9 protein-coding genes are annotated in these 12,690 nt (G+C 71.5%); all 9 read left to right on the top strand.

Annotated elements, in window-relative coordinates:
* Positions 1-3 precede the first annotated feature (3 nt).
* Positions 4-1,047 (top strand): carbohydrate ABC transporter permease, encoded by a 1,044-nt coding sequence (locus HD601_RS31270; RefSeq protein WP_184828685.1) that lies wholly within the window; start codon positions 4-6, stop codon positions 1,045-1,047.
* 69 nt (positions 1,048-1,116) lie between these two features.
* Positions 1,117-2,001: a carbohydrate ABC transporter permease gene (locus HD601_RS31265; protein WP_184828683.1), complete on the top strand. Its 885-nt coding sequence runs from the start codon at positions 1,117-1,119 to the stop codon at positions 1,999-2,001.
* Between the two features lie 17 nt (positions 2,002-2,018).
* On the top strand, positions 2,019-4,307 hold the full coding sequence (locus HD601_RS31260) for a heparinase II/III domain-containing protein (RefSeq protein ID WP_184828681.1): 2,289 nt from the start codon (positions 2,019-2,021) through the stop codon (positions 4,305-4,307).
* Positions 4,307-4,879, top strand: coding sequence for a HEAT repeat domain-containing protein (locus HD601_RS31255; RefSeq protein WP_425503497.1), 573 nt, complete (start codon positions 4,307-4,309; stop codon positions 4,877-4,879). Before HD601_RS31260 ends, HD601_RS31255 begins: the two co-directional genes overlap by 1 nt.
* Positions 4,872-5,744 (top strand): carbon-nitrogen hydrolase family protein, encoded by an 873-nt coding sequence (locus HD601_RS31250; protein WP_184828677.1) that lies wholly within the window; start codon positions 4,872-4,874, stop codon positions 5,742-5,744. The genes HD601_RS31255 and HD601_RS31250 overlap by 8 nt, the downstream gene beginning before the upstream one ends.
* A complete protein-coding gene (locus HD601_RS31245; RefSeq protein ID WP_184828675.1) occupies positions 5,741-8,161 on the top strand; it encodes a GH116 family glycosyl-hydrolase in 2,421 nt (806 codons plus the stop codon). Before HD601_RS31250 ends, HD601_RS31245 begins: the two co-directional genes overlap by 4 nt.
* Positions 8,154-9,155 carry a Gfo/Idh/MocA family oxidoreductase gene (locus tag HD601_RS31240; RefSeq protein ID WP_184828673.1) on the top strand — a complete coding sequence of 334 codons (1,002 nt, stop codon included), beginning with the start codon at positions 8,154-8,156 and terminating at the stop codon, positions 9,153-9,155. The genes HD601_RS31245 and HD601_RS31240 overlap by 8 nt, the downstream gene beginning before the upstream one ends.
* Positions 9,152-10,096: a Gfo/Idh/MocA family protein gene (locus HD601_RS36150; protein ID WP_221441467.1), complete on the top strand. Its 945-nt coding sequence runs from the start codon at positions 9,152-9,154 to the stop codon at positions 10,094-10,096. The genes HD601_RS31240 and HD601_RS36150 overlap by 4 nt, the downstream gene beginning before the upstream one ends.
* Positions 10,093-12,429 (top strand): DUF5703 domain-containing protein, encoded by a 2,337-nt coding sequence (locus HD601_RS31230; protein ID WP_184828668.1) that lies wholly within the window; start codon positions 10,093-10,095, stop codon positions 12,427-12,429. Before HD601_RS36150 ends, HD601_RS31230 begins: the two co-directional genes overlap by 4 nt.
* Positions 12,430-12,690: the final 261 nt, after the last annotated feature.

Here is a 12,690-nt window from a genome sequence, read left to right as displayed (position 1 = left end):
GACATGGTCGACCTGCGCGAGAACGTCACCGTTCCCGGGCTGACCGCCCCCGGGGACCGGGCCACGGCGCCCGGTCCCCGGGGAAAAGTCGGCTGGCGTCGCCGGCTGGTCTGCCTGGTCCTGGACGTCGACCCGTACTCCCGCCGCCACCAGGGCATCGAGTGGCGGCGGGTGTTCGGGCCGATGTCGCTGACCGGCCTGCTCTTCGTCGCCCCGGCGGTGCTCAGCAACATCATCTTCGACTGGGTGCCGATGCTCGACGGCATCGTGCGCTCGTTCTTCACGTGGTCGGCGCGCAACCCGGAGCCGGTGTTCGTCGGCCTGGACAACTTCACCCGGGTGCTGACCGACCCCGAGTTCCATTCGTCGCTGGGGAACATGGCGTTCTTCCTGGTGGCGTACCTGCTGCTGATGTTCCCGACGATCGTGTGCGCCGTCGTGCTGTTCCGGGTCAAGAACAGCCGCATCCAGTACGTCTACCGGGTGCTGCTGTGCATCCCGATGGTCGTGCCGTCGCTGGTGTTCACGTTGATGTGGATCTTCATCCTCGGCTACGACTTCGGCGCGGTGAACAACCTGCTGGCCGGGTGGGGGATCGACCGGGTCGCGTTCCTCGGCGACCCGGACCTGATCAAGTGGACGATCCTGCTCACCGGGCTGCCGTTCATCACCGCCAACAGCGTGCTGATCTACCTCGGCGGGCTCAACGGCATCAGCGAGTCGGTCTGGGACGCCGCCAAGCTCGACGGCGTCGGCCCGGTGCGCACGTTCTTCTCGCTGGAGTTCCCGCTGATCATCGGCCAGTTCAAGCTCAACCTCATGGGCGTCATCGGCGCCGCCGTCACCACCTACGCGACCATGCTCATCTTCTACAACGCGTCGGTGCACAGCGGCGTCATCACGCCGGGGCTGCTCATGTACTTCAAGGCGTTCCCGAACACGGGCGCGCCGGACTACGGCTACTCCTACGCGCTGGGCCTGATCCTCTTCCTGGTCGCGCTGGCGATGTCGCTGTTCACGCTCAAGTACCTGAAGTCGCGGGAGTAGCCGCCTCGCGCCGACCGCGAGGTCCAGGACGGTCCTGAGTCACGCAAGGGAAAGGAGATGGGTGTTGCGATGACGACGACCGACCTCGCCCGCCGGGCCGCGACGGACCCGGCGCCCGCGCCGGCGACGCGGCGGCCGCGGTTCACGTCGGCGGGCGTGACGAAGCACGTCTACATGATCACGATGATCGTGCTGATGCTGTTCCCGCTGTACCTGACCATCATCGGGTCGTTCAAGGAACTGAACCAGATCCTCGACGACTTCTTCCTGCCGACGCTGCCGCTGCACACCGAGAACTACGTCCGCGCGTTCGACTACATCTCGCCGTACTACGTCAACACGATCATCTACGCGGCGCTGAGCATCGTGCTGACGGTGGGCGCGGCGACGCTGGCCGGGTACGCGTTCAGCGCGCTGCGCTTCCCGTTCCGGCGCATCCTGTTCCTGCTGCTGTTCGCGAAGATGTTCCTGCCCGGCGTCATGAGCCTGGTGCCGTCGTTCGTGCTCGCCTCGAACCTCGGGCTGCTGAACACGCCGTTCGTCATCGCGCTGTTCTGCATGGGCACGTCGATGCCGTTCTGGGTGTTCGTCATGAAGGTCTTCGTCGACCAGCAGCCGCGCGAGCTGTTCGAGTCGATGCGCATGGACGGAGCGAGCGAGCTGCGCATCTTCGTCAGCCTGGTGCTGCCGCTGCTGCGGCCCATGGTCGCGCTGATGTCGCTGAACGTGCTGCTGTTCATCTGGAACGACTTCATCTGGCCGCTGGTGACGCTGACCGACGAGGACAAGCGCACCATCACCGTCGGCATCTTCAAGCTGTCGTCGGCGGCCGGCCTGGACTACGGGATGATGATCGCGGGGTATGCCCTGGCCGCGTTGCCGCTGCTCATCGCGTTCTTCATCGCCATGCGGGCGTTCATGAGCGGGCTCACCGCCGGCGCCATCAAGCTCTGAGGAAAGGGCCCCACTCCGTGCTGCCGACTCCGTTCCTGCTCGACGACGCCGACGGCCTGCGGGCGCGCCTGGCCGCGCTCGGCCCCGGCGACGGCCGCCGCTTCCAGCTCTGGGAACTGCTGCGCAACGCGGCCCGGACGGCGCCGGCCGACTACGGCTGGTTCGTGCCGTTCGTCGCGGTGATGACGCGCGAGCCGGACGACGTCGCCCGGGCCCGCGAGCTGATCTTCACCTACCTGCGCAAGCTGGAGCCGATGTCGTTCTGCTCCGGGCTGCAGTTCCACTTCTGGTGCTTCGCGTTCCCGCACGCCAAGGTGGCGCTGTACTTCCAGTGGCTGACGACCGTCGGCGCGTTCAGCGACGACGAGATCCGCGACATCTCCCGCGCGCTGGTGAAGTATCACTTCGTCAACTTCCACCACGGCCTGCGCACCAAGCCCGAGCCGGAGTGCGTCGACAACCAGGCGCTCTCGCTCTGCCTGTCGACGGCGATCGTCGGGCACCTGTTCGCGGACGGGTCGGCGATGGCGCGGCTCATGCTCCGCGACGCCATGCGCCGGCTGCCCGGGATGCTCGGCGACATGCCGACCAGCGGGTACAGCGGCGAGGGCAGCGCCTACATGGACTGCGTCAACGGGCCGGCCGTGCCACTGGCGACGGAGGTGCTGGAGCGGGTGGGCGGGTACCGCGACGTGCTGTTCGCGCCGGCGCCGCCGGGCGGGGCGCGGCCGGTGAACGTGCTGCGCATGGTGGCGCGCTCGTTCATGCCGGGCGGGCTGCTGCTGCCGTGGGACAACTACGGCTACCAGTTCGGCGTCCGCTCCACGCTGGCCTACGGCGCACGGCGCACCGGGGAGGCGCTGTTCCACCGGGTGCTCGACGAGGAGGTCATCTGGACCTACGACATCGGCATCGGCTGGGCCTACGACGACCTGGTGTGGACGCTGATCTGGTGGCCCGACGGGGTCCGCTCGGCTTCCGGCGACGACGGGTCCGGCGACGGGCGCCGCTGGTACCAGCCGGGCGTGGGCGCGGCATTGGTCAGCACCGACGGCGACCGCTACGCCCTGCAGCACTGGGACCCGTCGACGCCGGGCATGCCGACCCGCTCGCACGTCAACCCGAACGCCGTCCTGTTCACCGGCTACCGCACGCCGATCTCGGCCGACGGCTCGCCGGCTGAGGGCGCGGCGCACCGGTTCCAGTTCCCCGACACCTGGCGCGAGGTCGGCTTCCTCGCCATCGACACCGAGAGCCGCTACAACTACGGCGACGGCTGCGCGGGCGCGCACTCGGTGATCGTGCTGGACGGCCTCGAGAGCATGATGGCGCACGGCGAGTACGAGCAGACGGCGTCGACGGCGGCCGACCTCGCCGCGGGCTGGGTCGAGGCCGACGTCACGCCGATCTACCGCGAAAACGTGCCCGACGTCGCCGAGGTCCGCCGCCGCACGCGGCTGCACCGCGACCGCGTCTTCACCGTCGCCGACCGGGTCCGCGCGGGCGCGCCGCACACCGTCGCGTCGCGGTTCCTGTTCCGGCCGTCGGTCGCTCCGATCGACGGCGGGGTGCGCGTGTGCACGCCCGAGGGGGTGACGCTGCAGCTGGTCGAGGTGCTCGGCGACACCGAGGTCACCTTGGAGGAGGTGGCGCACCACCCGGCGAAGCCCGACGGTCGCTCGGTGCTGGTCGACTTCACGTCGCGGGGTGCCGACGTGCGCCGCCTGTTCGTCGCGCTGATCTCCCGGACGATCGAGGTCCGGCAGCCGGTGCCGTCGTTCGCCGTCGTCGCCGACCCGTCGTCGTCGCTGTCATTCGACGCCGCCGTCGCCGCCCTCGCCGTGTCGCCGCACCGGGTGCCGATGGGACTGCCGGCGTACCTCGAGGCGGAGCTGCCGCACGCGCAGCGCTGGTGGTACCGCGCGACGGTGCCCAAGGAGCCCGGACCGGCCTGGCTGCGGCTGCCGGTCGGCATGCACGAGCCGCGGCTGTTCGTCGACGGCGACGAGGTGGACCTGTCACCGTTCGCGACGTCGAGGGAGCTGATCGCCCCGCACGTGGCGCTGCCGCCGTCGCTCGAGGACGCGGAGAGCGTCGACGTCGTCCTGCGGGTCGATGTGCCGCGCGGGCACTACGACGGCCAGGGCGACGGCACCATCGCGATGACCGGCGGCGTCGCCGTCGGCTACCCGGCGGACGAGGAGCTGATCCGGTCGGTGACCCACGAGGACGGCGTCGTCACGCTGGTGACCAGCCACGACGAGTACCGGATCTCTGTTGATGATCTCGTGGGGGTGACGGCGTGATGGACACCTTCGAGCTGATGGAGCGGGCGTTCGCCGAGCCCGAGGTGCTGGCCGAGCTGGCCGGGCACGCCGACTGGCGGGTCCGCTACGCCGCCGCGGTCGGCATGGGCGAGACCGGCGACCCGCGCTGGCTGCCGGTGCTGCACGACCTGCTGGTCGCCGAGGCCGGTCGCGACCTCTACGGCCAGCCGCGCGTCCTCGGCTTCCCCGGCAGCTACGACGACACCCGCATGGCCGAGCAGCTGATCGAGGTCGAGCCGGTCTGGGAGCACGAGCACCCGCCCGAGGTCCTGGAGACCTGGAAGTGCCGCGGCCGGGTCCGCCAGGCCGCGGTGCTCGCCGTCCACGCGATCGGCCGTTCCCTGCCGGAGCTCAACGGGCTGCTGCGCGCCGTCCTCGACGACCCGGACGACGACTACTCGGTCAAGGCCGCGGCGGCGAAGGCGCTCTCCGTCGTCGGCGACGCGAGCAGCGTCGCGCACCTCGAGCGGGCGCTGGAGCTGGACGAATGGTGCCTGCACGTCGAGACCACGAAGGCGTTGAGCGCGTTGAGAGGTGCGGCCGATGCCTGAGCTGACCATCGCCATCGGGTCGACCTGCTCGCTGCCCGGCGACGTCGACGGCAACCTCGCGCAGATCGCCGGGTTCGCCCGGCGGGCCGCGGCGAACGGCGCCGACCTGCTGCTGACGCCGGAGCTGAGCGCCAGCGGCTACGGCGGCTACCCGGAGGTGCTGGCCACCGCCGAGCCCGCGGGCGACGGGCCCATCTTCGCCGCGCTGGCCGGCCTGGCCGCCGAGCACCGGCTGGTCGTGCTGGCCGGGTTCGTCGAACGCGACGGAGAGAAGCGGTACCTCGCCCATTACGCCGTCCGGCCCGACGCGACGTTCGTGGTGCAGCGCAAGCACCGGGTCACCCCGCTGGAGTCGCCGCTGGACCCGTCCGTCGAGCTCTACTACGACGACACCGAGGAGATCGGGCACGTCCCGGACGGCACCGCGAGGTTCGAGGTGTTCGAGGTCGGCGGGGTGCGCTGCGCCGTCGTCATCTGCGCCGACCTCGGCGTGCGCGGGCTCGACGACCTGCTGGCCGCGGCCGGGGTGCGGCTGCTCCTGCTGCCGGTGGCGGCCGGCGGGACCCGCGACGACAAGGTGACGGCCGCCGAGCTGCGCGCCCCCGCCGTCCTCGACCGCTACGTCGCACTGGCCCGCGAGCACGCGTTCCCCGAGGGCGCCGTCCGCGGCTGCGTCGAGCACGGCCGGGCGTTCGCCGCCGTCAACATGGGCGGCTTCGATGGCCGCGCGCTCTACCACGGCGGCAGCGGCAGCGTCGTGGACCCGTCCGGCAGCATCGAGGCCCAGGTGGCCGGCTGTCTCGTGCTCGACCGGCAGCGGCCCCGGTTCGCCGTCGGCACCGTCGACATCGTGGAGGCTCGATGACCAGGACGTACGGCGACGACTGCGCCGAGGCGGCGTTCCTGCTCGGTGGCATCGGCACCGGCAACGTCTCCGTCGGCGCCCGCGGGCAGCTGCGCGACTGGGAGATCTTCGGCACGGCCGGCAAGGGCAACTTCGTCCCGAACACGTTCTTCGCCCTCTGGACCCGCACGCCGGGCGCCGAGCCGCAGGCCAGGGTGCTGGAGTCGCGGCTGCACCCGCCGTTCGCGAAGGCGCGCGGGTTCGTCGACCACGAAGTCGCCGGGCTGCCCCGGTTCGACCGCGCCACCCTGCGCGGCGAGTACCCGTTCGTCACCGTCGACCTGCACGACGACGAGTTGCCGGTCGAGGTGTCGCTCGAGGCGTTCACGCCGTTCGTGCCGCTGAACGCCGACGACTCCGGGCTGCCGACGGCGCTGCTGCGCTACCGCGTCACGAACACCGGCGACGTGCCGGCCGAGGTGTCCGTCGCCGGCTCGCTCGGCAACGTGACCTCGATGATCGCGTACCACAAGCACACCTGGAACAACTACGACTGTGCGAGCGAGAACGTCAACGAGTACCGCGACGACGGCGTGGTCCGCGGCCTGTACTTCCGGCCGAAGGAGCTGTCCGGCGACAGCCTCTACTACGGCACCATGGCGCTGACGACGACGGCCGCCGATGTCACGCACAAGCGGAGCTGGCTGCGCGGCGGCTGGTGGGACGGGCTGCAGGACTTCTGGGACGACTTCCGCGCCGACGGGCGGCTGGAGCCGGAGCCGGACTACGTGCAGCGCGACGCCGACTTCCGCCACGACGACCAGACCGGCTCGCTGGCGCAGCACGCGACGCTGGCGCCGGGGGAGTCGCACACCTTCGAGTTCCAGCTGACCTGGCACTTCCCGAACCGGGTGCGGTCGTGGAGCAGGCGGATGTTCGACGAGGTGACGCGGTCATCGTCTGCCCTGCCCGCGGGGGAGTACCCCGTCGTGCGCAAGCGCTGCGCCCGGTTCGCCGACGCGTGGGCCGTCGCCCGCCACACGTTCGACGAGCTGGACCGCCTCGAGCGGCACTCGCGGGACTTCCACCGGGCGTTCTTCGGGTCGACGCTCCCGCCGTCCGTGCTGGATGCGGTGTCGGCGACGATCACCGTCCTGCGCAGCCCGACGTGCATCTGGCTCGAGGACGGCTCCTTCCTGGCCTGGGAGGGCTGCTTCGACGACGAGGGCTGCTGCGAGGGCACCTGCACCCACGTCTGGAACTACGCGCAGACCGTCGCGTTCCTCTTCCCGGAGCTGGAACGGGCCATGCGCCGCGCCGAGTACCTGGTCGAGACCGAGCCTGACGGCAAGATGAACTTCCGCAGCTACCGGCAGTGGGGCATGGACGGGCACGACCACCAGCCGGCCGCCGACGGCCAGCTCGGCACCCTCGTCCGGCTCTACCGCGAGTGGCGGTTCTCCGGCGACGACGAGTTCCTGCGCGAGGTCTGGCCGGCGGCGAAGTCGACGCTGGACTACGCGTTCGGGCACTGGGACGCCGACGGCGACGGCGTGCTCGACCACGACCTGTTCAACACCTACGACATCGCCTTCCAGGGCCCCAGCTCGATGATCAACTCGATCTGGTTCGCCGCGCTGCGGGCCGGTGAGGAGATCGCGCGGTACCTGGGCGACGACGAGTCCGCGGACCGGTACCGGCGCGCGTTCGAGGACGGCAGCAAGCGGATGGACGAGCTGCTCTGGGGCGGCGAATACTACGTGCAGCGGATCGACGACGTCGACTCCTACCGCTACCAGTACGGCGACGGCTGCCTGGCCGACCAGGTGCTCGGGCAGACGTGGGCGCACGTGGCGGGGCTCGGGTATGTGCTGCCGCGCGAGCACGTCGCGTCGGCGGTGCGCAGCGTCTTCTCGCACAACCTGCTGCGCAGCGCGCGACACCACCACAACACCCAGCGCACCTATCTGCTGAACGACGAGGCCGGCCTGCTGCTCTGCACGTGGCCCCGCGGCGGCCGGCCGAAGCTGCCGTTCCCGTACTCCGACGAGGTGTGGACCGGCATCGAGTACCAGGTCGCCACCCACCTCATCTACGAGGGTTTCGTCGACGAGGGCCTCACGCTGGTCGAGGCCGTGCGCGAGCGGCACGACGGCGTCAGGCGCAACCCGTGGAACGAGGTCGAGTGCGGCCACCACTACGCGCGGTCGCTGGCGTCGTACGGCGTGTTGCTGGCGCTGTCCGGGTTCGAGTACGACCTGCCGCGTGGGCGCATCTCGTTCGCGCCGCGGGTGCACACCGACGGCGAGTTCCGCTGCTTCTTCAGCACCGGCGGCGCGTGGGGCGTGTACCGGCGTACCGTCGGCCCCGACGGTGCGGTCTCCGAGGAGGTCGAGGTGCTCTACGGGTCGCTGGACGGGGTGGAGCTGCGTGGCTGACCGGCTGCGCGTCGCCGTCGTCGGGCTGAACTTCGGCCGCTGGCTGGTCGAGAACGAGCTGCTGACCGGCCCGGGCTCCCAGGCGTGCGAGCTGGTGGGCGTCTGCGACCTCGACGTCGCGAAGGCCCGCGCGCTGGCCGGGTCGTGGTCGGTCGCCGCCTACGCGGACTACGACGAGGTGCTGGCCGATCCGGGCGTCGACGCCGTCGTGCTCATGGTCGGGCCGGTCGGCAAGGGTGCGCTGGTGTCGCGGGTGGTCGCCGCGGGCAAGCCCGTCATGACGACGAAGCCGTTCGAGACGTCGTCGGCCCTGGCCCTGTCCGCCTTGCGGGAGGCGGCCGCGGCCGAGGTGCCGGTCTTCCTCAACTCGCCGACCGCGGTGCCCGAGCCGGACATGCGGACGCTGCTGGACTGGATCGGCCGACACGACCTCGGCCGGCCGGTGGCGTACCGCGCGTCCACCTGGTGCGCGTACCGCGAGCGGCCCGACGGCAGCTGGTACGACGACCCCGCGCTCTGCCCGGCGGCCCCGATCACCCGGCTGGGCGTGTACCTGCTCAACGACCTGGCCCGCTTCGTCGCGCCGGTCCGCGACGTCGCCGTGCAGCAGTCGCGGCTCTTCACCGGCCGCCCGACCAGCGACAACGCGCAGCTCGCGTTGGTGCACGACGACGGGACGCTGGGGACGGTGTTCGCGTCGTTCTGCGTCGGCGACGGGCAGCCGTACCTGCGGTCCATGGAGCTGAACTTCGAGCGGGGGACGCTGTACCGCAACGTGGGGATGGCGCCGGGCGACGACCGGCGGCTCGTGCGGCTCGGGGTGTCGGCGGTCGTCGACGGGGTCCGGGTGGTGGACGCCGCGGAGGTCGAGCAGAGCGACACCGGCTACCAGTGGGAGCTGTTCCGCCGCGCCTGCCGGGGCGAGGACGTCGGGCCGCTGATCGCGCCGGAGCAGGTGGCGTCGGCGATCGGCGTGCTGGAGCGGCTGACGTGACCGGCGACGGTGTCGGCGTCGGGCTGGTGGGTTCCGGCGGGCACCAGGTGACCGTCGCCGACGTCGAGGCCTGCGGCGGGCGGGTGCTGGCGGCGTCCGACGACGTCGAGACGGTGCTGGCCGACGACGCCGTCCGGCTGGTGTCGGTCTGCCAGACGCCGCGGTCCGCGCAGGTCGCCAGTGCGCTGCGGGCTCTCGAGGCCGGGCGGCACGTGCTGATCGAGCGGCCGTGCGCCGCGTCGGCCGGCGAGCTGGAGCGGCTCGAGCAGGCCGCCTGTCGCAGCGGGACGATCCTGTGCGAGCGCGCCACCACGCCGTTCGAACAGCCCTACCGGCTGGCCCGCGAGCTGGTGGCCGACGGTGTCGTCGGCGACGTCGTGCAGGTCCTGGTCTCGAAGTCCTACCCGTACGCCGACTGGCGGCCGCAGGACGAGTCCGTCCAGGGCGGGCTGGTGCTGCAGGCCGCCGTCTACGGGCTGGACTGCGTGCTGCACGTGGCCGGCGGCGAGATCGAGTCGCTGGAGCTGGTCGACACGACGCTCGGCAACCCGGGGACCGGCGCGCTGCGGATGGCGGCGAACGTGGTCGCGACCCTGCGTGGCGGCGGGGTGGCCGGCATCGCGGCCAACTACCTCAACCCGCCCGGCTCCGGCGCCTGGGGCCGCGACGACCTGGTGATCTTCGGGACGGCGGGGCGGCTGCACGCGGCGGGCGGGGTCGGTTCGGTGGAGGTCGTGCGGGCGGGCGGGGCGACGGTGCACGCGTGCGCGCCCGGGCCGTCGCTGCTGGCCGAGCTGCTGGCGGCGGTCGAGACCGGCGCGCCCATGACGGTGCCACCCGGCGACCTGCTCGGCGCGACCCGGTGCGCGCTGCTGGCACTGCGGCCGGGCTCGCGCTCGGCGCGTCGCGTGTCGTGGGCGAAGGGACGGTGGTGGCGGTGAGCGCGGTGCTCGCGTCCGGTGCGTACGACGTGGTGTGGGACTCGCCGTCGGCGGACTCCGGCGCGAGCATGCCGTGCGGTGGCCACGACGTCGGCCTCAACGTCTGGGTCGAGGACGGCCGGCTGTGGTTCTACATCGACCGCAGCGGCAGCTTCGACGAGAACAACCTCATGCTCAAGCTCGGCCGGGTCGTCGTCGACCTGGAGCCGAACCCGTTCTCGTCCGATGCCGGTGGGTTCGAGCAGCGGCTGGACCTGCACCGCGGCCGGATCGTGGTCTCCGGTCGCTCCACCGACGGGACGGCGGTGCGGATCCTCGTGTGGTGCGAGACCGGCGCCGCCGCCGTCCACGTCGATGTCGATGCGTCGGCCCCGGTGACCGCGCGGGTCGCCTACCAGAGCTGGCGGTTCGCCGACCGCGTCGTACCGGCCGAGCAGCGGGTGGCCTGCTACAGCGTGCGCGGGCGGCCGGGCGACATCGTCACGTACGCCGACGCCGTCGGGCACCGGGACGACGGCGTGCTCTTCGCGCACCGCAACCGCAACGACCTGACCTGCTTCCGGCAGGTGGTCGAGCTCGAGGGCCTCGGGCACCGGCTCGACGACCTGTGGGACCCGATGCGCGACCTCGTCTTCGGCGGGATGCTGCTGGGCGACGGCTTCGAGCCGGCCGGCGTGGGGGAGGGGGTGTACGCGGGCGTGCCGTACCGCGAGTGGCGGCTGGCCTCCACCCGCCCGAGCGCCACGCACGCCGTCGTCGTCGGGCTGCACAGTGACCGCACGCCGGACCTCGCCGGATGGGAACATTCCGCCGTCGAGCACGCGCGTCGCTCGCTGGCCGATGCCGCGGCCACGGAGCGGGAGGCGGAGGAGTTCTGGGCCGGGCTGTGGGCGCGCAGCGCCGTCGACGTCCGGCCCGCGTCGCCCGACCCCGCGGACCCGGACTGGCAGGTGGGACGCAACTACAACCTGTTCCGCTACCTGCTCGCCTGCAACGCGCGCGGTGAGCACCCGACCAAGTTCAACGGCGGCCTCTTCACCACCGACACCGTGTTCAGCGTGCCGGCCGTGGACTACGGGACGCCGACGCCGGACTTCCGGATCTGGGGCGGCGGCAGCGGAACCATGCAGAACCAGCGGCTGGTGTACTGGCCGCTGCTGCGCTCCGGCGACCTGGAGCTGATGCGGCCGCAGTTCGAGTTCTACCGGCGCGCGCTGGGCAACGCGACCCTGCGCACCCGCGAGTACTGGGGGCACGGCGGCGCGTCGTTCTGTGAGCAGCTGGAGAACTTCGGGCTGCCCATCGGCTACGAGTGGGGCTGGGACAGCGACGTCGACGAGTCCGGCGACTACCCGCGCCGGCCCTGGCACGACCCCACCGAGCTGGTGCGGCCGTGGGTGCGCCACCACTACTCCACGCAGCTCGAGATCTGCTTCATGATCATCAAGCGGCACCTGTACGGCGGCGAGCCGGTCGACGACTACCTGCCGCTCATCGACGCCTGCGTCACGTTCTTCGACGAGCACTACCGGATGCGCCACTACGACTCCACCGGCTCGGAGCTGTCCCTGTCCGGCGAGCTCGTCATCTTCCCGTCGACGGCGCTCGAGACCTACAAGGACGCCACCAACCCGACGGACGCGGTGGCCGGGCTGCGGGCGGTGCTCTCGTCGATGCTGGCTGCGCCGCTGCGCGGACTGCTCGACGACCCGACGGCGGCCAAGTACGAGCGGATCCTGGCCTCGCTGCCGCCGCAGGCATTCCGGGTCGTCGACGGCGTGACCGTGCTGGCGCCGGCGCAGTCGTTCTCCGACATCATGAACGTCGAGCTGCCGCAGCTGTACCCCGTCTTCCCGTACGAGTCCTACGGCCTCGGCCGCCCCGGCCTGCACGTCGCCGTCGACACCTACCACGCCCCCGCCGACATCGAGGGCCAGCGCGACCACGTCTCCTGGCACCAGGACGGCATCTTCGCCGCGCGGCTGGGGCTCGTGGACGAGGCGCTTCGGGTGGCGCGGCTCAAACTGGGCGACGGGCCGCTGCGGTTCCCCGCGTTCTGGGGCCCCGGCCACGACTGGGTGCCCGACCACAACTGGGGCGGCAGCGGCATGATCGGCCTGCAGGAGATGCTGCTGCAGACGGTGGACGACCAGCTGCTGGTGCTGCCCGCCTGGCCCGACGGCGTCGACGTCGACTTCCGCCTGCACGCCCCCGGAGCGACCGTGGTCGACGTCGGCTACCGCGACGGGGTCGTCGTCCGCTGCGACGTCACCCCTGAGTCGCGGGCGGCCGACGTCGTGCTCCTCAAACCCGCCCGCCTCCCTGTGCAATGAGCACCACTACGCCCACTCGCCGAGCGGTGCGTAGTGGTGCTCATTGCAAAGGCGGCCGGCGGGCGGATCTCGCCTTGGCACGACTGACCGCCGTTGGCACGGCTCGTCACCGTTGCGCCGTCCGTTTCGTCCCGATTCGCGGGATGGCCAGCCTTGCCAAGGTGCAGTTGCGCCATCGCCGGCGAACCGCTGAGGGCTCGGGCGTGTTGGTCATGGAGAAACGGGGGCTTTGAATCGTTTCGGTACCCGACTTTCTCCATG

The sequence above is a fragment of the Jiangella mangrovi genome (genome assembly GCF_014204975.1).
In the GTDB taxonomy this organism is placed as follows: Bacteria; Actinomycetota; Actinomycetes; order Jiangellales; family Jiangellaceae; genus Jiangella; species Jiangella mangrovi.
This window is presented reverse-complemented; position numbering and strand designations above follow the sequence as displayed.